Source organism: Pseudoalteromonas sp. DY56-GL22 (assembly GCF_041414715.1).
GTDB lineage: Bacteria > Pseudomonadota > Gammaproteobacteria > Enterobacterales > Alteromonadaceae > Pseudoalteromonas > Pseudoalteromonas simplex.
On record NZ_JANHZR010000003.1, the window covers coordinates 301,732 to 323,491 of the forward strand.

The window sequence follows — 21,760 nt, forward strand, 5'->3', positions numbered from 1 at the left end:
TCTTGCAGCGAAAAAGGGAGCAAACTCCCTTTAGTTAATTATGCGTCATCCTCGTCTTGGCTAAATAGTGCATCAATAAAGTCACTACTATTAAAGGTACGTAAATCATCAATACCTTCACCAACACCAATGTAACGAATTGGGATATTAAATTTATCTGCAACGGCGAAAATCACACCACCTTTAGCGGTACCATCTAGTTTAGATAAAGTAATGCCCGTTAAACCAACACATTCATTAAATAATTTAACTTGGCTAATTGCGTTTTGACCTGTACCTGCATCTATAGTTAGCATAACTTCATGCGGCGCATCTGGGTCAATTTTCTTCATTACACGGGCAATTTTCTCAAGCTCTTGCATTAGGTTATCTTTATTTTGCAAGCGACCTGCTGTATCGGCGATTAACACGTCAACATTACGGGCTTTTGCCGCCTGAAATGCATCAAAAACCACTGACGCACTGTCTGCACCTGTATGCTGGGCAATCACAGGAATGCTATTACGCTCACCCCATACTTGCAGCTGCTCAACCGCCGCAGCGCGGAACGTATCACCAGCAGCAAGCATCACTGACTTACCTTCGTTTTGGAACTGCTTAGCTAATTTACCAATCGTGGTGGTTTTACCTACACCATTTACACCCACCATTAAGATAACAAATGGCTTTTTGTCACCACTTACAACCAGCGGCTGCTCAGCGGTTTTAAGCATACTTGCCATTTCTTGCTTCATTAACTCATATAAAGCATCGCCATCTTTTAATTGCTTACGATCAGCGGCATCGGTTAGGTTATCAATCAACTTCATGGTTGTATCAACACCTAAATCGGCTGTTAGTAATTGTGTTTCTAGTTCTTCAAATAACTCATCGTCAATTTTCTTACCACTAAAAATAGACGCAAAGCCAGAACCAATATTAACGCGAGTTTTTAATAAACCTTTTTTAAGGCGTGCGAAGAAACCTTCTTTCTTAGGTTTTTCAGCAGCAGCTTGAGCAGCTTTCTCTTGCTCTAGGCGCTCTGCCTCCGCTTTCTCTGCCGCAATACGTTCTTGTTCTAAACGCTCCGCCTCTGCTTTTTCTGCCGCGATACGTTCTTGTTCTAGGCGCTCCGCCTCCGCTTTCTCTGCCGCAATACGTTCTTGCTCTAAACGCTCCGCTTCCGCTTTCTCTGCCGCGATACGCTCTTGTTCTAAACGCTCAGCTTCTGCTTTTTCTGCAGCGATACGTTCTTGTTCTAAGCGCTCTGCCTCCGCTTTTTCTGCAGCAATGCGCTCCTGCTCTAAACGTTCCGCTTCCGCTTTCTCTGCCGCGATACGCTCTTGCTCTAAGCGCTCCGCCTCTGCCTTTTCTGCAGCAATACGTTCTTGTTCTAAACGCTCAGCTTCCGCCTTTTCTGCTGCGATACGTTCTTGCTCTAAACGATCCGCTTCAGCCTTTTCTGCAGCAATGCGCTCCTGCTCTAAACGTTCCGCTTCCGCTTTCTCTGCCGCGATACGCTCTTGCTCTAAGCGCTCCGCCTCTGCCTTTTCTGCAGCAATACGTTCTTGTTCTAAACGCTCAGCTTCTGCCTTTTCAGCTGCGATACGTTCTTGCTCTAAACGATCCGCTTCAGCCTTTTCTGCCGCGATACGTTCTTGTTCTAAACGCTCCGCCTCTGCCTTTTCTGCTGCAATGCGTTCTTGCTCTAAACGCTCAGCTTCCGCCTTTTCTGCTGCGATACGTTCTTGCTCTATACGTTCAGCTTCTTCCTTTTCTGCTGCAATGCGTTCTTGCTCTAAACGCTCCGCTTCCGCCTTTTCTGCCGAAATACGCTCTTGCTCTAGGCGCTCCGCTTCCGCCTTTTCTGCAGCAGCTTGCTCTGCTTCACGCTGCGCCTGTTCTGCGGCAGCACGTTCTTGCTCTAATTTCATTGCTGCTTCTTGCTCAGCAAGTCGAGCTTGTTGTTCTTGACGTTGCTGCTCTGCCGCTTGCTGCTCTTGAGCTAAACGCTCAGCTTCTGCTTTTTCTGCCGCAATGCGTTCTTGCTCTAGACGCTCCGCCTCTGCCTTTTCTGCAGCGATACGTTCTTGTTCTAAACGCTCAGCTTCTGCCTTTTCAGCAGCAATGCGTTCTTGCTCTAAACGCTCAACTTCTGCCTTTTCTGCCGCAATGCGTTCTTGCTCTAAACGTTCAGCTTCTGCCTTTTCGGCTTCAATTCGCTGTTGTTCTTCTATTTGCTTCTGGTTATCAGCCTCTTTTGCTGCTTGCTCTGCTTGTTGCTTATCTGATTTGCCAAAACCAAACCAAGACAGGAATTTACTTTTTTTTGCCATACTTGCTAATAACCACTTATAAAAATCTGATAAACTTACATGAATAATAGTTTGGTGACAGTTCAGCTTTTTAGCCAAACATAAACAGGTACCATCTATCGCTAAGGTCGCAATACTATCACTTTTAGCGCAGTAGAAAAATGACACGCTAGCTATTGCATACAATATTATCTGAGCTAGGGGTCAGTTACCAATGATTAGTGAGTTAAATGAGAAAAAAATCAACAGCTAACCGCCAAGCAAAAGCAGCGAACAATAAATCAGCAAATGGTTTTATTCGTATTATTAGTGGGCAATTTCGTGGTAGAAAATTACCAGTAAAAGATGTGCAAGGCTTGCGTCCAACCACAGACCGTATAAAAGAAACAGTATTTAACTGGCTCATGCAAGATACCCGAGGCGCAGCTGTTCTTGACTGCTTTGCTGGTTCTGGCGGCTTAGGGTTTGAAGCTTTATCGCGCTTTGCTGATCATGCTGTGTTTTTCGAACTAGATAAAAGTGCCGCTAGCCAGCTAAAAGAAAACATTAGCACGCTTAAATTGGATAATGCCGTCGTAAAACAAGGCAATAGCCTTTCATTATTAGAACAAAACACGCAAAACGAGCAATTTGATCTAATTTTTGTTGACCCGCCATTTCGACAAAACTTGGCTGAAAAAAGTTGTTTTTTACTCGAAAAAAATAACTGGTTATCTGCCCAAGCACTTATATATGTTGAGGTCGAAAGCGAACTAAGCGACCTAAGCTCACCAGATAACTGGATGCTTTTAAAAGAAAAAACTGCCGGACAAGTAATTTGTCGACTATATCAACGCCAGACAAATTAACACTGTTTTGCAAACCTAGTTTCTGTTAATATTATTCTTTACATGTGGTGTTGCTTCGGATTACAATACCGCACCATTTTTGAACCACTTGGTCGTTATTCGATCAACTTGAGCAACGCTCATTATTTAGGTAGGTGAATTTTTAATGCCAGTAATTAAAGTAAGAGAGAACGAACCGTTTGACGTAGCACTTCGTCGCTTCAAGCGTTCATGTGAAAAAGCAGGTATCCTTTCAGAAGTTCGTCGTCGCGAGCACTATGAAAAACCAACAGCTGAGCGTAAGCGTAAAAAAGCTGCTGCAGTAAAGCGTCACATGAAGAAGCTTTCTCGCGATAACGCACGTCGCGTTAAATTATACTAATCAGTATTTGTTCTTGTATAAATGAGCCTTTTATTAACGCTAAAAGATGCGCAAAAAGATGCGATGAAGACAAAAGACAAAGAACGTCTTAAGCCTATCCGCATGGTACTTGCTGCAATCAAGCAACGTGAGATTGACGAGCAAATTACGCTTGACGACGACGGTATTACCGCTGTTTTAGTAAAGCTTGTTAAGCAACGTCGCGATTCTTACACCCAGTATATTGATGCGGGTCGTGAAGATTTAGCTGAAATTGAAGCCAGTGAGATTAAAGCACTTGAAGAATTCTTACCTCAACAATTGAGTGAAGAAGAAATCATTGCTCTTATTGACTCGGCTATAGCTGATACAAACGCAGCGGGTATGCAAGACATGGGTAAGGTAATGGGAGTTATCAAAAGCAAAGCTGAAGGTCGTGCCGATTTAGGTAAGATTTCTGGCTTAATCAAGCAACGATTAACTGCCTAACCCCCACATACAGATGTATGATTCAAGCAAACCGAGCCTAGTGCTCGGTTTCTTGCTTTTAGTCTTTCATAAACACAGTAATTGTGTTCAAATCTTATTTTACAACGCATAGATAGCGCAGGAAAAAACAACAGCTATGGCCGGAAAGATCCCTCGACAGTTTATTGATGATTTACTCGCTCGCACAGATATTGTTGAGTTAATTGATTCGAGAGTTGGCCTAAAAAAAGCAGGTAAAGACTACCAAGCCTGTTGCCCATTCCATAATGAAAAATCACCCTCTTTTACCGTTTCTCAAGATAAACAGTTTTATCACTGCTTTGGTTGTGGCGCCAATGGAAATGCAATTTCGTTTGTCATGGAATACGACAAATTAGAGTTCGTTGACGCCATTGAAGAGTTAGCGAGTATGCTCAATTTAGACGTACCTCGCGAACAAGGCACAAGCTCAGGCCCGCAACGCACCGCAGAACAAAAGCGCTCTGATTACGATTTAATGTTACATGCTGCTCGCTTTTACCAACATCAATTAAAGCATCATGCCAACTCGAAAACGGTTATCGACTATATCAAGGGTCGTGGCTTAAGTGGTGAAACAGCGAAAAAATTCATGATTGGTTATGCGCCAAGTGAATGGGAAGCGCTATGCCAGCAACTTGGCCGCAATAAAGAACAAAAAGAGCAGCTTGTAGAACTAAAGCTAGCCTCTGAAAAATCGCCTGGTCGTCAATTTGACTTCTTCCGTGATCGACTCATGTTTCCTATTCGCGATAAACGCGGTCGGGTGATTGCATTTGGTGGCCGTGTTATGCAAGCGGATCAAGGTCCTAAGTACCTTAATTCACCAGAAACCCGTATTTTCCATAAAGGCTTTGAGCTTTATGGTTTATACGAAGCCAAGCAAGCTCACAAAAAGCTCGACCATATTTTAATTGTTGAAGGCTACATGGATGTCGTTGCTTTAGCTGAGCAAGGCATCGAATATGCCGTCGCCGCCCTTGGCACAGCAACCACTGCAGAGCATATGCACACTTTATTTAGAACCACGGATAAAGTGATTTGCTGCTACGACGGTGACCGTGCTGGCCGCGATGCAGCTTGGCGAGCGCTTGAGAATGCACTGCCTTATCTTGGTGATGGTAAGTCGTTGAAGTTTGTGTTTTTACCAGATGGTGAAGACCCTGATTCACTGGTACAAAAGGAAGGTAAAGACGCTTTCGAAGCTAGGTTAAGCGAAGCGGATGATTTTACTAAGGTGCTGTTTAATAAGCTCAGCCAAGAGATAGACCTGACACAAGACGCAGGTAAAGCAAAGCTCCTTAGTGATGCCCTACCACTAATTGAAAAAATCCCGAGTGATTTTTACCAAGAGAATATTTTGGAACATCTTGGCCGCTTAATTGGTCGAACAAGAGAGCAATTAAATAATCGTGTTAAGTCACCAAAGCAACAGCATGCGATTGAGCGTAAATTTAAAATAACGCCGATGCGCCAAGCGATTGGTATTTTATTGCAACACCCAAGTTTGGCGACCAGCATTGCTTATATGCCGGAGTTAGCTGAGATGAAAATAGCCGGTATTGAGCTATTTTTACGCATTCAGCACTTAGCACTAGAACGTGAAGGTATCACCACCGCACAAATTTTAGAGTCATTTAGGGATGGCGCTGAATATGACGCGCTGGTGAAATTAGCCACTTGGCAGCATCAAATAAATGACGATCGTTTAGAGACGGTTTTTAAAAATACTTTTAAATTTATTGAAGACCAGTGTTTAAATTATCGACTAGAGACCCTATTAATAAAAGACAAGACCCAAGGCTTAAGCAGCGAAGAAAGGCTGGAATGCCACTTACTAACGCAAGCGTTAAAAGGCAGCAACAGCTAGTCAGAATTGAATAATGCTGTTATACTGTGCTATTCACTGCGTCTAGTTAGTTTTCGTGTCGCTTAATTAGTAAGCGAGCTGGCGCCTGTTGTATCAACTTTCAGAGTGGAAGAATAAATCTCTATGGATCCAACTCCTCAGTCACAATTAAAGCTTCTGATTCAAAAAGGTAAAGAGCAAGGTTATTTAACTTTTGCAGAAGTTAATGATCACCTTCCACAAGACATTATCGACTCAGATCAGGTAGAAGATATCATTAGCATGATTAATGATATGGGTATCAAGGTAAGTGAAAACGCACCTGATGCCGATGAATTAATGATGCAAGAAACAACGACAGACGAAGACGCAGCAGAAGCCGCGGCAGCTGCACTTGCGACTGTAGAAAAAGAGATCGGTCGAACAACTGACCCTGTACGTATGTATATGCGTGAAATGGGTACTGTTGAACTTCTTACGCGTGAAGGCGAAATCGTAATCGCTAAGCGTATTGAGGAAGGTATTAACCAAGTACAGATTTCAGTTGCTGAATACCCAGAAGCAATTACTTATCTACTAGAGCAATGGGACAAATTCGAAGCTGAAGAAATGCGCTTAAGCGATATTATCTCTGGCTTCTTTGATCCTAATAATGAAGACGAATCACAAATTTCTGCAACACACATCGGTTCTGAGTTAAACGAAGAGCAACTCGACGAAGAAGACGACGAAGACGATGATGACGAAGATAGTGATGATGATAGCGATGATGATAACGATGGCGACACAGGTCCAGATCCTGAAGAAGCCCGTATTCACTTCGAAAACTTACGTGAGCTTTATAACAAAGCACGCGAAACGTTCGAAGAAAAAGGTCGCTCACACCCTGACTCACTTGTAGCTATTGCAGAAATCGGCGAACTATTTAAAACATTTAAATTAGTGCCAAAACAGTTTGACCGCATGGTTAACAACATGCGTGAAATGATGGACCGCGTTCGTGTACAAGAACGTATCATCATGAAGCAAGCTGTACAAATTGCTAAGTTACCGAAAAAGAACTTTATCAAGCACTTTGCAAATAACGAAACAGACACAAGCTGGATCGACCTTGAGATTGCTGCAAACGAGAAATACTCAGTAGCACTTGAATCAGTTAAACCAGAAATAATTCGTTGCATCAGCAAACTAAGTGCAATTGAAGAAAGCACAGGTCTTAGCATCGAACGAATTAAAGATATCAACCGCCGTATGAGTATTGGTGAAGCGAAAGCTCGCCGTGCGAAGAAAGAAATGGTTGAAGCGAACTTACGTCTTGTAATTTCAATTGCGAAAAAATACACCAACCGTGGTTTACAATTCTTAGACCTTATCCAAGAAGGTAATATTGGTCTAATGAAAGCGGTTGATAAGTTCGAATACCGCCGTGGTTATAAGTTCTCAACTTATGCAACATGGTGGATCCGTCAAGCAATCACACGTTCGATTGCTGACCAAGCACGCACCATCCGTATTCCTGTGCACATGATTGAGACGATCAACAAGTTAAACCGTATCTCTCGTCAAATGCTACAAGAGATGGGGCGTGAGCCGAGCCCAGAAGAATTAGCTGAGCGTATGTTAATGCCTGAAGACAAGATCCGTAAGGTACTTAAGATCGCTAAAGAGCCTATTTCAATGGAAACACCAATCGGTGATGATGAAGATTCGCACTTAGGTGACTTCATTGAAGATACCACAATCGATTCACCTATTGATTCTGCAACCATGGAATCACTACGTGGCGCAACAAACGATGTACTAGCGGGCTTAACAGCACGTGAAGCTAAAGTATTACGTATGCGTTTCGGTATCGACATGAACACTGACCATACATTAGAAGAAGTAGGTAAACAATTTGACGTAACACGTGAGCGTATTCGTCAAATCGAAGCGAAAGCGTTACGTAAATTACGTCACCCTTCTCGCTCTGACTTACTGAAAAGCTTCTTAGATGCTAAGTAATTTAGTATCGCGTTATTAACTAAAAGGCCGCTGTTGCGGCCTTTTTTCTATTCGAGAGATATTCATGGCTTGGATCCAAATTCGCATCAATGCAAACGCAGACAACGCTGAATTAATCAGCGACTTACTCATGGACACTGGCAGTGCCTCAGTCACTTATGTTGATGCCAAAGATACTCCTATTTATGAGCCAAAGCTTGGTACTGTGCAGTTATGGGCTGATACCACAGTGATTGGCCTGTATGACGCAAACCATGATATGGACAGCGTTGTAGCAACATTAAATGCTGAAGCAACACTCGCCGATAAGCTCGTTTATAAAATTGAACAGCTTGAAGATAAAGATTGGGAACGTGAATGGATGGATAACTTCCACCCTATTCAATTTGGTGATCGCTTATGGATCTGTCCAAGTTGGCGCGATATTCCCGACCCTGATGCGGTTAATGTATTGCTCGACCCTGGCCTTGCTTTTGGCACAGGTACCCATGCAACCACTGCGCTTTGTTTAAAGTGGCTAGAAAGCCAAGATTTAACAGGTAAAACCGTGGTCGACTTTGGTTGTGGCTCAGGTATTTTAGGAATTGCGGCGATCAAACTCGGGGCAGAGCGTATGATCGGTATCGATATAGATCCTCAAGCCCTTGAAGCAAGCCGCGATAATGCAAAACGTAATGGCGTTGCAGATAAACTTGAAGTGTATTTACCTGAAGATCAACCAGAGTTTACAGCCGATATTGTGGTTGCAAACATCTTAGCTCAACCACTTCGTGAACTACATGAAGTGATTTTAGGTCTTTTAAAACCGAATGGTAAAATTGCTATGTCAGGAATTTTAGAAGAACAAGCTCAGTCTGTAGCCGATGTTTATGCCCCGTTTTTAGCACTTGATGAAGTGGCTGTTGAAGGTGAATGGACCCGTGTCAGCGGCGTCAAAAAAGCTTAAACAGCACTAGAGCATTTACTCAAACATAATAGGTAAAGCCTATATTTAACAGGCTTTACCTTATTTTTACAGTTAATCGTTTCGCACTTTTTTGCGAGTAAAAAAATTTCTGTTTAAATATCAAACAAATCAACCTACCCGTCAAACTGTTATCAAAAGTCAATACGAAAAGGGCAAAAAAAAGTCACTTTTGTTCAATTTATAGCCTTTGATTTTTGCAAAAAAAACCGTAAACTTAGCGCCCCTTGAAAAGAGGCCAATTGAATAACAGTGCGTATCGGTTCATACCAACTTGAGAACAATGTAATTGTCGCGCCAATGGCAGGCATTACAGACAGACCATTTAGACAACTTTGCCGTCGCTTAGGTGCGGGCCTTGCTGTTTCTGAAATGCTCTCGTCAAACCCGAAAGTATGGAAAACTGAAAAATCGATGAACCGTATGGATCACAGCGGTGAATCGGGAATTCGTTCGGTGCAAATCGCCGGAGCCGATCCTGAGCTTATGGCACAGGCAGCACAATTCAATGTCAGCAATGGTGCACAGATCATAGATATCAATATGGGGTGCCCAGCTAAAAAAGTGAATAAGAAACTCGCAGGCTCTGCCTTATTACAGTTTCCTGAATTAGTACAAGAGATACTCGATGCCGTTGTAAACGCTGTTGATGTCCCTGTCACTTTAAAAATCCGTACTGGATGGGATCAGGATAACCGTAATGGTGTCGAGATTGCGAGAATAGCTGAACGTTATGGCATTGCCTCACTGGCAGTACATGGGCGAACGCGCGCATGTATGTATAAAGGTGAAGCAGAGTACGCCACAATTAGGGATATTAAACGTTCAGTGTCTATCCCTGTCGTTGCCAATGGTGATATTACTTCACCAGAAAAAGCAAAGCAGGTTTTGGATTATACGGGTGCAGATGCCATTATGATTGGTCGAGCCGCCCAAGGTCGCCCTTGGATTTTTAGGGAGATAGACCACTATTTGCGAACTGGAGAACATTTGCCAGCACCTGAAATTGCAGAGGTGCGTAGCATTTTGATGGAGCATTTAGACAATCTACATCAGTTTTACGGGGAGCCAATGGGAGCGCGTATCGCTCGAAAGCATGTATCTTGGTATTTGCAAACCCATGACAGTGACGGTCAGTTTAGGCGAGTATTTAATGCGTTAGATAACCCACAGGCACAAGTCGACGCATTAGAAGAATACTTTAAAACACTAGCAGCTAACTAAGAAAGAAAGAGACATATAACGATGTTCGAACAAAACGTGACTTCTCCATTTATCACAAACCCTCATGTACAGTCACACGAGAAACCACAGCCGTTGCGTGATGCAGTGAAAAAAGCTGTTCATCACTACTTAAAGCAACTTAATGGTCAAGACGTACAAGACGTATACGACCTTGTTCTTTCTGAGCTAGAAGCACCATTACTTGAAGAAGTAATGACGTACACGCGTGGTAACCAAACTCGTGCTGCAATCTTACTAGGTATCAACCGTGGTACTTTACGTAAGAAGCTTAAAAAATACGGCATGAACTGATACCAGTTGTATTGAAACCGTAATCATTCTAACGAGCTAAATAAGTCCCTAACTGCGTTAAAAATTTCTTATGTAGAATAACTACACTGCAAAATTTTTGCCTTGTTATTGACTTATTTCTCTGTCGTTATAATTGCTTACTAATCCAATACAACTGATATAAAAGTTTTTAAAGAACTGATATAAAAGTTTTGAAAAAAGCACCTTAGGGTGCTTTTTTTATAGCTGTTAAAAACTATGCAAAATCCTCACGCTTTAAACGTCGTTTTTTAAAGCAGATTCAGTTAAAATACCGCCTTTCTAAGCTAGCTCAAACATTGAGGTAATCAAAACTACAATGGATACACATCGTCCAATTCGTCGCGCACTATTAAGTGTGTCAGATAAAACCGGTATCGTTGAATTTGCTCGCGCTCTTGAAGCACAAGGCGTGGATATTTTATCAACTGGCGGTACTTGCAAATTACTTGCTGATAACGGCATCAAAGTCACTGAAGTATCTGACCATACTGGTCACCCTGAGATCATGGATGGTCGCGTAAAAACACTTCATCCAAAAATTCACGGCGGCATCTTAGCGCGTCGCGGTCAAGATGAAGACGTAATGAGCGAGAATAACATCTCTGCTATCGATATCGTTGTAGTTAACTTATACCCCTTCGCAAACACTGTTGCGAAAGAAGACTGCAGCCTAGAAGATGCGATTGAAAACATTGATATCGGTGGTCCAACTATGGTTCGCGCTGCGGCGAAAAACCATAAAGACGTAACTATCGTGGTAAATGCAAAAGATTACGACCGCGTGATCAGCGAAATGCAAAGCAACAACGGTTCAACAACGTATAAAACACGTTTTGATCTAGCTATTGCTGCTTACGAGCACACAGCTCAGTACGATGGCATGATTGCAAACTACTTCGGCAAGATGGTTCCTGACTACACAGAGGAAGCTGCTGAAGAGACTAAGTTCCCACGCACTATCAACATGCAGTTCACTAAGAAGCAAGATATGCGCTACGGTGAGAACTCACACCAAGACGCTGCTTTTTATGTTGAAAACGACTTAACTGAAGCATCTGTTGCGACGGCAGTTCAACTGCAAGGTAAAGCACTTTCTTACAACAACATTGCTGATACTGACGCAGCATTAGAGTGTGTAAAAGAATTCGACGTACCAGCGTGTGTTATCGTAAAACATGCGAACCCTTGTGGTGTGTCAATTGGTGACAACATTCTTGAAGCTTATGATCGTGCATTCAAAACTGACCCTACATCAGCATTTGGTGGCATCATCGCATTCAATAAAGAACTTGATGCAGACACAGCTGAAGCAATTGTTGCTCGTCAATTCGTTGAAGTTATCATTGCACCTAAAGTATCTGAAGCAGCTGCACAAATCGTATCTGCTAAGCAAAACGTACGTTTATTAGAGTGTGGTGAGTGGTCTGGTAATGCAACAGGTCACGACATCAAGCGTGTTAATGGCGGTATTCTAGTTCAAGACCGCGACCTAGGCATGGTAACGCAAGGCGACCTTAAAGTTGTATCTAAGCGTCAACCAACTGAGCAAGAATTAAAAGATCTTTTATTCTGCTGGAAAGTAGCTAAATTCGTTAAGTCTAACGCAATCGTTTATGCACGTGACGGTATGACGATTGGTGTAGGTGCAGGCCAAATGAGCCGTGTTTACTCAGCTAAAATTGCGGGTATCAAAGCCGCTGACGAAAACCTTGAAGTTAAAGGTTCAGTTATGGCATCGGATGCATTCTTCCCATTCCGTGACGGTATTGATGCAGCAGCAGAGGCTGGCATTACCGCAGTTATTCAACCAGGTGGCTCAATGCGCGATGAAGAAGTTATCGCTGCAGCTGACGAAGCTGGTATGGCAATGGTATTTACAGGTATGCGCCATTTCCGCCACTAATCACATAAAGGGTTAAGCAAATAGCTTAACCCTTTTTGTTTGCCACAAATTCACGTATTCTGATTAATAATAATTACCCATATAATGAAGGAATAGATGATGAAATTTGCCGTAAAAACGTTACTCGTTGCCAGCCTTGCACTGACATCAGCACAGGCTCTAAGCCATTCTCATGAATCAGCGCTTACACAAGCCGTGCAATCAAGTGAACGTGATGCTAAAAATAGCGCACGTGATAAATATCGCCATCCAGTTGAGACACTTGAGTTCTTTGGCTTTAAGCCAAACATGACCGTTGTTGAAATTGCGCCGGGCGGTGGTTGGTACAGCGAAATCCTTGCGCCAGCTGTAAAAGGCCATGGTGTTTACTACGCGGCACATTTCCCTGCTGATTCTGAGGTGGGTTATTACCAACGTTCATTAGCTGGTTTTAAGAAAAAGATGAGCGATGACGCACGCTTCAGTGAAGTTAAACTAACTGAATTTGCACCAGTAACACATCTTGATATTGCACCAGCGGGTAGCGCAGATCTTGTCTTAACATTTAGAAATGTACACAACTGGTACATGGGTAAAGATAAAGAAGGCGCGTTAAGTGCGTTTAAAGCATTTTATAAAGCACTTAAACCAGGCGGCACTTTAGGTGTGGTTGAACACCGTCTACCTGAAGCGCGCAGCGATGAAGATCAGAAATCATCAGGTTATATGAAGCAAAGCTATGTAGTTGATATTGCAAAGCAAGCTGGCTTTGAACTGGTGGCAAGCAGTGACATTAACGCAAACCCACTTGATACAGCAGATCACCCTAAAGGGGTGTGGACACTACCACCAAGCCTTCGTTTAGGCGAGCAAGATGCCGCGAAGTATAAAGCGATTGGTGAAAGTGATCGTATGACGCTGAAGTTTAAAAAACCGCTATAAATAGGATTATACGCCATGAATGTACTTGTCATCGGCAGTGGCGGCCGCGAACACGCTCTTGCGTTTAAGGCTGCACAAAATACTAAAGTAAACACCGTTTTCGTAGCTCCTGGTAACGCAGGTACTGCACTAGAGCCAAAACTTGAAAACGTTGCTATCAACGTTGAAGACCTAGCAGGTTTAGTTACTTTTGCTAAAGAAAACAACGTTGAGTTAACTATTGTTGGTCCAGAAGTACCGCTTGTTTTAGGTGTAGTTGATACATTCCGTGAAAACGGTCTAGCTATCTTTGGCCCAACAGCAGGTGCTGCACAGCTAGAAGGCTCTAAGTCATTCACTAAAGACTTCTTAGCACGTCACGATATTCCAACAGCTGATTACCAAACGTTTGAGCAAATCGACCCAGCACTGGCTTACCTAAAAGAAAAAGGTGCGCCAATTGTAGTTAAAGCTGACGGCTTAGCAGCAGGTAAAGGCGTTATCGTTGCGATGACAGAGCTTGAAGCTGAAGAAGCTATCCGCGATATGCTTGCAGGCAACAGCTTTGGTGAAGCGGGAAGCCGTGTAGTTATCGAAGAGTTCTTAGAAGGTGAAGAAGCTTCTTTCATCGTGATGGTTGATGGCAAAAACGTACTGCCATTTGCAACTAGCCAAGACCACAAACGCGCTTACAACGGTGACCAAGGTCCAAACACTGGTGGCATGGGTGCATACTCACCGGCTCCAGTTGTTACAGATGAAATTCACCAACGTATTATGAACGAAGTGATCAATCCAACAGTTGAAGGTATGGCAAAAGAAGGCCACCCTTACACTGGTTTCTTATACGCTGGTTTAATGATCACCGCTGATGGTACGCCAAAAGTAATCGAATACAACTGTCGTTTTGGCGACCCTGAAACACAACCTATGATGCTTCGTCTTAAGTCTGACCTTGTTGAACTTATCGAAGCGGCTAACCGTGAAGAACTAGATAAAACAGCAATCGAGTTCGACCCACGTGCAGCAGTCGGTGTTGTATTAGCAGCTAAAGGCTACCCAGATAGCTACCCGAAAGGTGATGCAATCAACGGCTTGCAAGTTACTTACCCTGAAGGTGAGAAAGTATTCCACGCAGGGACTAAGCAGGACGGCGACAACGTAGTAACAGCTGGCGGTCGTGTACTGTGTGCTACGGCACTTGGCAACACAGTAACTGAAGCGCAGCAACGTGCTTATAAACTAGTTGATCAAATCAGCTGGGAAGGCATGGAATATCGTACTGATATCGCCTATCGAGCAATTGCTCGCGAACAGAATTAAGGTCAAACCAGTCTAATTCTGAAAAAAGCGCAGTTTATCTGCGCTTTTTTAATGCTACACTATGAGAACATTTACCTAGATAAAGAACTAATTTTGAATAATAAAGCACTGAAATATAACTTTGTTTCATTTCTTATTCTAACAATTTTGTTTTTTATCATTGCTACCCTAGCTGCACATTTAGCCAGCCCTACCCGCTACACCATAGATAAAACAGCCCCCATCTACAGTAATACGGCGTATCGAATAGATAGCAGTAAAGCGCTAACACTCGAGCAGTTTTTAGCTGAGCCAGACAAGCTTAAACATCGCCCTTTTAAAGATGTTGAATGGGATTTAGCAGCGCAAGATTATTGGTTAAAGCTTGATTTAGAAAACCGTCAAGCTAAGCCTGTGGAGCTGGCGATTCACTTTGATAACCCTATGGTTGATTACCTTAGCGTTTATCATGTTGATGATACAGGGCAGCTTATAGATACAACCGAGCTAGGTGATAAAGTCTCTGGCCTTAGTTTGTTTCAATACAGTACACCGCACAGCATGCTCACCATGCAGGGCTATGAACAAACATCCCTCATTATAAAAATAGATACGGTTGGGATTAGCAAAACACCTATTAATATTTATGGTGAAAAAGAGTTTCAAGACCTACTACGTTCGCAATCAGGAATTTGGGGGATCTTCATTGGTGTGCTGATCATGGCAGCTCTGTATAACTTGGTATTATTTTTAGGGATCCGTGACCGCGTCTATCTTATTTATATAGGCTACATCATCTCAGCACTACTACTTATGGGCTCAGTGCTCGGCTTTGGTTTTTATTTATGGCCGTTATCGTGGCAAATCTTTTTTAATGAGCAAGTGGTCTTCAGTAACTACGCGATTGCATTTTTCACCGTCGCCTTTTGCACCATGTTCTTACGCTACCATAAAGACAATTGCCGCTTATACAAACTCAGTATCAGCTTTTTAGCCTTGCTGTTCAGCCTCGGTTTGCTCAGCTTTTTTATGTTGGAATACCATTCCTCGAAAATCTTTTTTGCCATCATGGTGCCGTTATACATTTTATGTATTTGCATGATTTACAAAAAGTTGGTGAGTGGTTTTCGGTGGGCAAAGTTTTATGTCATGTCGTGGGTGCCACTGATTGTAGGCGCAGCCATTCAGCCGTTAGAACTAACGGGCTTTATTCCCTACAGTTTTGCTGTTAGGCACATATTTTTAGTCGCCATTCTCTGTGAGATTGTGCTTATGGCAATGGCGCTGGCAGACCGTGTTCGTTATCAACGTGAAAAAGCGCTGTATCATGCAACCCATACGCAACAAACTGAGCTACTCAACCAAGCAATGCTCAAACAAGCCTATATGGCGATTACCTCGGAGCAAAGACTCGCTAACCTTTGTTTAGTGAAAATAGAGCAATTCAATGCCCTTATGAGCATTCTAAAGCCAAGCCAAAGCAGCCAAATAATTATCACTGTTGCCCAATCGCTAGAGCATCAAATTAATAAAAATAGGCAATTTATTAATTTAGAATCAGCGTTAGATAACAGTCCAAAAGTGGCTGACTTAGGCAATGGTGTACTGGCTTTTATTTCGACCAAAATTCAATCGAAAGCAGAAATCTATCAAGAACTTAGCAATATATGCAAGCAGCTACCTAAGCAATATAAAGTGGCAGGCTTAGACCTTCAGCTTTATTACCGCTATAGCATTACTGAACCGGTGAGTGATGATGGCTTTGATATTTGGCTGCAACGTGGCTACTTAGGTTTATCGCAAAAACATCAAAATATAGACTTTAGTAAAGCTCATATTGATATGGATGTGAGCCTTGCTGCTGAGTTACAACAAGCAATGCGAAGTAATACCTTAGCTATTTACTTACAACCCATTATTAGTTTACGCAGCGGTGCTATTTCTGGTGCAGAGGCATTATTACGCTGGCCAACAGCAGGTAAACATCTTGATATTGAGCAACTCATTTTATTGGCTGAGCGCACTGGTTTAATTAACGAATTGAGCTTATGGGTGATTGATCAGGCTTGCCTAGCCGCTGCAAAGCTTAATCGACAAGGCTATCGCGACCATACCATTAGCGTTAATTTAAGTGCTAAGAATCTCGCGATCCCTAAGCTGGTCGAAAAAGTCGAAAACACCATTCTAAAACATGGCATTACTGCGGATCAGTTAAAGTTTGAATTAACTGAGTTTGCGCTTATAAAGAACCATGATGAAATGGTCAGCTTTATCAGCGAACTCAATAAACTCGGTAGCAAGGTGGTACTCGATGATTTTGGTACTGGTTACTCGTCGTTAAACTACTTAGTAAATTATTCTTTTAGTACGATTAAAGTCGATAAGAGCTTTATTCTGGATTTAGTGAATAACACTACCAACCAAGTGGTGGTAAAAACGGCCATTGATATGGCCCATAACCTTGATATGAATATCACCATCGAAGGCATTGAAGACCAAGAAACAGAAAAAATGCTGATCAAGATGGGCGCAGATCAAGGGCAAGGCTATTATTACAGCAAAGCGGTGCCGATTAATGAGTATCTAAGCTTTATTGCCTCACAATTTAAATAGGCCGTGTTACACTGCCCTTTTTTAACATCTTTAGGGGCCATGTAAAGATGCAAGGTACGATCAGAAAATTAAAGTCGACACTGACCTCTCCTGTCGAATATCAATTACCTATCGGTGATGAGCTAGTTTCATTAAATGACTATATTGGTAAGCCGCTCACGCTGACTTTCACCGGCAATATTTTTTGCTGTAACTGTGGTAAGAAAACCAAGAAAAGCTACTCTCAAGGCCACTGTTTTGTGTGTATGCGCAAACTGGCTAGCTGTGACATGTGTATCATGAAACCTGAAACGTGTCACTTTGATAAGGGCACCTGTCGTGAGCCACAGTGGGGTGAAGAAAACTGCATGATCCCGCATTACGTGTATTTAGCCAACACCTCAGGCCTAAAAGTAGGTATTACCCGCCATACTCAAATTCCTACACGCTGGATTGACCAAGGTGCGACGCAAGCTTTACCTATCTTCAAAGTACAAACCCGCCTTCAATCGGGTTTAGTTGAGGTTGCTTTAGCCGAGTTTATTGCTGATAAAACCAATTGGCGAAACATGCTAAAAGGCCAATCTGAAGCGATTGATTTAAAAGCTGCGGCAGCAGAGTTGATCCCACAAATTGATGCTAAGCTGAGTGAACTTGCAGAGCTATTTGGCGCAACAGCCATTGAAAAGCTCGATGAAGAGGTGGTCGAGCTAGACTACCCAGTAAGTGAATACCCAAGCAAGATCAGCTCTTTCAATTTTGATAAAGCACCAGAAGTATCAGGTATTTTAAAAGGCATTAAAGGCCAGTACTTAATTTTTGATACTGGCGTCATTAATATTCGTAAGTTCACTTCTTACGAAATTAGCCTAGCTTAGGCTCTTTTTTCGGTATTGAGATAAAAGTCATACCATTGTTGCTTCGCTATTGGGCGGCAAAAGTAATAGCCTTGAATGGTATCGCAGTTAAGTGAACGTAAGTAATTTAACTGCTCTACCTTCTCTACTCCTTCCGCGACAACATGAATACTCAAGCTTTTCGCCAGGCTAATAATCGCCGTGACAATTTCACTATTACCGTATTCATCTGGCACTTTTGCGATAAAGCTGGCATCAATTTTTAACGTATCAATTGGCAGTTTGGTTAAGTAGCTTAAAGCCGAATAGCCCGTGCCAAAGTCATCTAACGTTATATGCACGCCTAACTTTTTAAGCGCGAGTAACTCTTGCTTAGCCTCACTAAAGTGGCTGATAAAACAGCTTTCAGTAAGCTCTACTTCAAGCTTGTGTGGGTCTACATCGTAACGCTCGAGTAAGCGCTCAACATTTGATGCTAGTTGCCCCTGACGTAAGTGATTAGCCGAAATATTAATTGCTAAGCGCCCTGCTTCAATGCCTTGTTGCTGCCATTTTTCTAACTCTTTACAAGCTTGCTCGATGACCCATAAATCAAGCTTCACAATTAGGCCAAGCTCTTCAGCAAGAGGAATAAATTTAGCGGGTGATATAACCCCTAGGTTTGGCTCATGCCAACGTAAAAGCGCCTCTACCCCTAAAATTTTGCCAGAATTTAACTGCTGCTTAGGCTGGAAATAAAGCTCAAACTCATCGCTTTCGATGGCGTTTTGTAATCGGCTCATCATAGCCAATCGCTCTAAAGAACGTGCATTCATCGCAGGTTTGAATAATTGAAATGAATTACGCCCCACTTCTTTAGCACGGTACATAGCAATATCGGCATGCTTGAGCAACGTAGCGCTATCTACGCCATCATCAGGGAAAACTGCAGCGCCAATTGAGGCTGTAATTGCAACCACATGCTCGTTAATAGCAAGCGGCATACTCACTTGCTGTAATACTTGTTCGGCAAAGTTGAGCAGTGTTTCAACCCGATTTACTTCACATAACAGGACAAACTCATCGCCACCTAAGCGCGCAAGAGTATCCCCTTCAGGAAGAATTGATAAAATACGCTCTGCTACTTGCTGTAATAAGTTATCGCCAGCGTCATGCCCTAAACTGTCGTTCACCTCTTTAAAGCGGTCTAAGTCGATAAACATCACCGCTAATAGATCATGGTTTCGTTTGGCGCTGCTAAGAGCTATTGAGAGTCTGTCATGAAATAAGCGCCGATTAGGCAAGCCTGTCAGTTCATCGTAATAGGCGAGCTGGGCAATTTTTTCTTCTGCACGCTTGCGCTCTGTAATGTCGCTAAAAATTGCCGCATAAAGTACTTCATCAAAGTTAGGATCTTTAATCTGGATAATGGTGAGCCACTCGACAAACTCTTCACCATCTTTTTTGCAATTGCAGATCTCCCCCTGCCAGACCCCTTCGTATTCAATGGCATGCCACATCTTTTGATAAAACGAACGGCTATGTTTTGTAGAGCTTAAAATATTAGGGCGCTTTCCAATTACTTCATGCTCAGCAAAGCCGGTCAATTTAGTAAAAGCAGGGTTAACTTGAATAATCGTGCCGTCTTTACGGGTTAGCATTATGCCATCGAGTGAGGCATCAATAATTTTATTTGCCAAAAACAAGTTACGTTGTGACTTTTGCAAAGCAATATCACGCTGCTCAATTGCCCGCTCAAGTTCGCAGCAATAAGCTGACTCGATCTCAGTGATCAAATCAGCAAATGAAATCACCCCGCAAATTTCATCATCTCTGACCACCAAATGACGCACATTACGATCTGTCATAGTGCGATACGCATCAAATAAACTGCTTTCACAATCAATTTCAATTAACGGGTAGCTAGCATATTGCCAACAAGGATTTAGCCACTCGGTTTGAATGATCAGCTCAACAATATCACGCTGAGTAATAATACCGTGCAGTTCAAGCTCTCGGTTATAAACCAATACACTATCAAGGCGGCCAGCGCGCATCAGTTGCACAACCTCTTCTATCGGTGTTTGCGCATCAACTATCTCTAGATCAGTGCGATACTGCTCATGAATAGGTCGAAATTGTAGGTAGTGGTCCAAACCTTGGTTATGCACAATATCAGATAAGTTCAACATACCTGCAGGCTGGTTCTCGCTATCCATCACCAATAAATGACGAATACCATGCTGTTGAAAACGCAGGGTTGCATCACTGACTGAGCATTGATTCGGCACTGTAATAACAGGCGCTGACATGACTTCGTGAATGGCAAGGTTCTTATAGAGCGGGCTGCTGATGTCAATTTTCAAACAATCAGCCTCAGTCCAAATCCCAACCACGGATTGCTCATGCTTGATAAAAATCGCCGTTACATTGTGAACATGCATCAACCTCACCGCATCGACCAAAGGCGTATGCGCAGGACACGATACCAGCTTTTGCGAAAAAACATCACTCACCTTTTGATGTCGTCTTGGTTGATTCATAAGTAGACTTTCCTAGTTCTTACATGAATTGGCAATTATAATCATTTCAACCTCGGCAGCTTTGACACAGGACAATAAATGCACTCATCATTTCCTAAGATTATTTTTACAGACCATGAATTAGCATTAGTTGAAGACGAAGCCGATATAGAAAGCTTTTTTTATGGCTTAAGTGAAGAGCAACAGCAAGAAACGATGCTACTTTTGGCAACAGGGCAGTATGTCAACTTGCAAGGAGAAAGCGTGAAAGCGTTAACTGACGTTGAACTTGCGAATAAAGTAACAGAGCATCTAACACAAGAGGGAGTATGCTGTTTAAGTAAGGTTACTAAGCTTACACCAACGCAAGCCTTTGCGATGCTGGCAGATTAAGGCGCACCCACCAGCGCTTTAATGTGCGCAACAGCACTGCGACCAAGGGCTGATAAAGCATAGCCCCCTTCAAGATAAGAGATAATCCCCTTGCAATCTTGTTGCTGACAAAACTCTGCTAATTGGGTGGTTAGCCATGCATAATCATCTTCAACAAACTTCAGGCTTGCCATGTCATCTTCAAGGTGAGCATCAAAACCAGCACTAATAAACAACAGTTCAGGTTTAAATTCATTGAGTTTTGGTAGCCACTGCTCAAGGTAAACAGCTTTTAAGTCATTACCATCACTGGCAATTGGCAGCGGTGAGTTAACTAATGTCGCGTTATTTTCAACCGCAGTATTTGGGTAAAAAGGGTGTTGAAACAAAGAGCAAAACAACACATTATCATCATCTAAAAAGATATCTTGCGTGCCATTACCGTGGTGTACATCAAAGTCCAAAATAGCGATACGTTTTACACCTTTGCTTTGCGCGTACTTCACAGCAATGGCTAGGTTATTAAAAACGCAAAAACCTGCAGAGGTGCTACGGTTTGCATGATGCCCTGGCGGTCTAACCGAGCAAAATGCGGCATCCAGTTTATCAGCAAGGATTTCATCAACGGCGAGTAATCCAGCGCCAACGGCTCGTTCAATCGCTTTCAGTGAATCTGGGCACAGCCATGTGTCGCCGTCTAATTCAGCAAGCCCTTCAGCGGGAATTGTTTGCTCTACGTGACTAACCAAAGATTCATCATGAGCAAGTAAAAAGTCGTCGCGGCTGGCTTTAGGAGCTTGTAAGTGAGTAATTGCTATATCAACACCACTTGCTAGCAAGCGGTCGGTGATCACATCTAAACGCGCAGGGCATTCAGGGTGATCCTCAATCATTTTATGTTTACGACAAAATGGATGTGAGATAACTGCCGTTCTCATAATACGCTCCTTGAATTATTTTCCCTCAGTAT

The 21,760-nt window shown here is 42.7% G+C and carries 17 protein-coding genes; 14 read left to right on the top strand and 3 right to left on the bottom strand.

Annotated features, from left to right (window positions below; genetic code table 11):
- Positions 1 to 38 precede the first annotated feature (38 nt).
- On the bottom strand, positions 39 to 2,315 hold the full coding sequence (ftsY, locus tag NO991_RS09300; RefSeq protein WP_371351979.1) for a signal recognition particle-docking protein FtsY: 2,277 nt from the start codon (positions 2,313 to 2,315) through the stop codon (positions 39 to 41).
- Positions 2,316 to 2,524: 209 nt separating this feature from the next.
- Between ftsY and rsmD the strand changes: the two genes are divergently transcribed.
- The 13 genes from rsmD to NO991_RS09365 all read left to right on the top strand — a co-directional run bounded on the left by rsmD (position 2,525) and on the right by NO991_RS09365 (position 17,938).
- Positions 2,525 to 3,142, top strand: coding sequence for a 16S rRNA (guanine(966)-N(2))-methyltransferase RsmD (rsmD, locus tag NO991_RS09305; RefSeq protein ID WP_199529462.1), 618 nt, complete (start codon positions 2,525 to 2,527; stop codon positions 3,140 to 3,142).
- 145 nt (positions 3,143 to 3,287) lie between these two features.
- Positions 3,288 to 3,503 carry a 30S ribosomal protein S21 gene (rpsU, locus tag NO991_RS09310; RefSeq protein WP_002957797.1) on the top strand — a complete coding sequence of 72 codons (216 nt, stop codon included), beginning with the start codon at positions 3,288 to 3,290 and terminating at the stop codon, positions 3,501 to 3,503.
- 21 nt (positions 3,504 to 3,524) lie between these two features.
- Positions 3,525 to 3,971, top strand: a complete 447-nt coding sequence (locus tag NO991_RS09315) for a GatB/YqeY domain-containing protein (protein WP_300358488.1) — start codon at positions 3,525 to 3,527, stop codon at positions 3,969 to 3,971.
- A gap of 136 nt (positions 3,972 to 4,107) precedes the next feature.
- Positions 4,108 to 5,859 carry a DNA primase gene (dnaG, locus tag NO991_RS09320; protein ID WP_235377032.1) on the top strand — a complete coding sequence of 584 codons (1,752 nt, stop codon included), beginning with the start codon at positions 4,108 to 4,110 and terminating at the stop codon, positions 5,857 to 5,859.
- Between the two features lie 123 nt (positions 5,860 to 5,982).
- Entirely contained in the window at positions 5,983 to 7,842 is a 1,860-nt protein-coding gene (rpoD, locus tag NO991_RS09325; protein WP_138601684.1) for an RNA polymerase sigma factor RpoD, read from the top strand.
- A 64-nt stretch (positions 7,843 to 7,906) separates the two neighbouring features.
- Entirely contained in the window at positions 7,907 to 8,788 is an 882-nt protein-coding gene (gene prmA, locus NO991_RS09330; RefSeq protein ID WP_138619134.1) for a 50S ribosomal protein L11 methyltransferase, read from the top strand.
- 270 nt (positions 8,789 to 9,058) lie between these two features.
- Complete coding sequence (dusB, locus tag NO991_RS09335; protein ID WP_054551040.1) at positions 9,059 to 10,030, top strand: tRNA dihydrouridine synthase DusB; 972 nt, start codon at positions 9,059 to 9,061, stop codon at positions 10,028 to 10,030.
- Positions 10,031 to 10,051: 21 nt separating this feature from the next.
- On the top strand, positions 10,052 to 10,342 hold the full coding sequence (gene fis / locus NO991_RS09340) for a DNA-binding transcriptional regulator Fis (protein WP_002957804.1): 291 nt from the start codon (positions 10,052 to 10,054) through the stop codon (positions 10,340 to 10,342).
- Positions 10,343 to 10,679: 337 nt separating this feature from the next.
- Positions 10,680 to 12,266 (top strand): bifunctional phosphoribosylaminoimidazolecarboxamide formyltransferase/IMP cyclohydrolase, encoded by a 1,587-nt coding sequence (gene purH / locus NO991_RS09345; RefSeq protein WP_138619132.1) that lies wholly within the window; start codon positions 10,680 to 10,682, stop codon positions 12,264 to 12,266.
- A 99-nt stretch (positions 12,267 to 12,365) separates the two neighbouring features.
- A complete protein-coding gene (locus NO991_RS09350; RefSeq protein WP_166340615.1) occupies positions 12,366 to 13,187 on the top strand; it encodes a class I SAM-dependent methyltransferase in 822 nt (273 codons plus the stop codon).
- A gap of 15 nt (positions 13,188 to 13,202) precedes the next feature.
- Entirely contained in the window at positions 13,203 to 14,489 is a 1,287-nt protein-coding gene (gene purD, locus NO991_RS09355) for a phosphoribosylamine--glycine ligase (RefSeq protein ID WP_300358465.1), read from the top strand.
- Between the two features lie 93 nt (positions 14,490 to 14,582).
- The gene (locus NO991_RS09360; RefSeq protein ID WP_300542858.1) at positions 14,583 to 17,081 is read left to right on the top strand and encodes an EAL domain-containing protein; all 2,499 of its coding nucleotides are present in this window, start codon (positions 14,583 to 14,585) and stop codon (positions 17,079 to 17,081) included.
- 47 nt (positions 17,082 to 17,128) lie between these two features.
- Positions 17,129 to 17,938, top strand: coding sequence for a DUF2797 domain-containing protein (locus NO991_RS09365; RefSeq protein WP_188728008.1), 810 nt, complete (start codon positions 17,129 to 17,131; stop codon positions 17,936 to 17,938).
- On the opposite strand, the gene NO991_RS09370 is transcribed toward NO991_RS09365, so the two are convergent.
- Positions 17,935 to 20,439 (bottom strand): EAL domain-containing protein, encoded by a 2,505-nt coding sequence (locus NO991_RS09370; RefSeq protein ID WP_300358459.1) that lies wholly within the window; start codon positions 20,437 to 20,439, stop codon positions 17,935 to 17,937. The two genes, NO991_RS09365 and NO991_RS09370, sit on opposite strands and share 4 nt — an antisense overlap.
- A 78-nt stretch (positions 20,440 to 20,517) precedes the next feature.
- Between NO991_RS09370 and NO991_RS09375 the strand changes: the two genes are divergently transcribed.
- Positions 20,518 to 20,811 (top strand): hypothetical protein, encoded by a 294-nt coding sequence (locus NO991_RS09375; RefSeq protein ID WP_300358457.1) that lies wholly within the window; start codon positions 20,518 to 20,520, stop codon positions 20,809 to 20,811.
- Here NO991_RS09375 and NO991_RS09380 read toward each other — a convergent pair.
- On the bottom strand, positions 20,808 to 21,728 hold the full coding sequence (locus tag NO991_RS09380) for a histone deacetylase family protein (RefSeq protein WP_371351952.1): 921 nt from the start codon (positions 21,726 to 21,728) through the stop codon (positions 20,808 to 20,810). The genes NO991_RS09375 and NO991_RS09380 overlap by 4 nt on opposite strands.
- Positions 21,729 to 21,760 lie beyond the last annotated feature (32 nt).

What these genes read in the sequence shown, in the direction of transcription:
- ftsY (WP_371351979.1), bottom strand. Translation starts at nt 2,315, where the DNA reads ATGGCAAAAAAAAGTAAATTCCTGTCTTGGTTTGGTTTTGGCAAATCA.
- rsmD (WP_199529462.1), top strand. Translation starts at nt 2,525, where the DNA reads ATGAGAAAAAAATCAACAGCTAACCGCCAAGCAAAAGCAGCGAACAAT.
- rpsU (WP_002957797.1), top strand. Translation starts at nt 3,288, where the DNA reads ATGCCAGTAATTAAAGTAAGAGAGAACGAACCGTTTGACGTAGCACTT.
- NO991_RS09315 (WP_300358488.1), top strand. Translation starts at nt 3,525, where the DNA reads ATGAGCCTTTTATTAACGCTAAAAGATGCGCAAAAAGATGCGATGAAG.
- dnaG (WP_235377032.1), top strand. Translation starts at nt 4,108, where the DNA reads ATGGCCGGAAAGATCCCTCGACAGTTTATTGATGATTTACTCGCTCGC.
- rpoD (WP_138601684.1), top strand. Translation starts at nt 5,983, where the DNA reads ATGGATCCAACTCCTCAGTCACAATTAAAGCTTCTGATTCAAAAAGGT.
- prmA (WP_138619134.1), top strand. Translation starts at nt 7,907, where the DNA reads ATGGCTTGGATCCAAATTCGCATCAATGCAAACGCAGACAACGCTGAA.
- fis (WP_002957804.1), top strand. Translation starts at nt 10,052, where the DNA reads ATGTTCGAACAAAACGTGACTTCTCCATTTATCACAAACCCTCATGTA.
- purH (WP_138619132.1), top strand. Translation starts at nt 10,680, where the DNA reads ATGGATACACATCGTCCAATTCGTCGCGCACTATTAAGTGTGTCAGAT.
- NO991_RS09350 (WP_166340615.1), top strand. Translation starts at nt 12,366, where the DNA reads ATGAAATTTGCCGTAAAAACGTTACTCGTTGCCAGCCTTGCACTGACA.
- purD (WP_300358465.1), top strand. Translation starts at nt 13,203, where the DNA reads ATGAATGTACTTGTCATCGGCAGTGGCGGCCGCGAACACGCTCTTGCG.
- NO991_RS09365 (WP_188728008.1), top strand. Translation starts at nt 17,129, where the DNA reads ATGCAAGGTACGATCAGAAAATTAAAGTCGACACTGACCTCTCCTGTC.
- NO991_RS09370 (WP_300358459.1), bottom strand. Translation starts at nt 20,439, where the DNA reads ATGAATCAACCAAGACGACATCAAAAGGTGAGTGATGTTTTTTCGCAA.
- NO991_RS09375 (WP_300358457.1), top strand. Translation starts at nt 20,518, where the DNA reads ATGCACTCATCATTTCCTAAGATTATTTTTACAGACCATGAATTAGCA.
- NO991_RS09380 (WP_371351952.1), bottom strand. Translation starts at nt 21,728, where the DNA reads ATGAGAACGGCAGTTATCTCACATCCATTTTGTCGTAAACATAAAATG.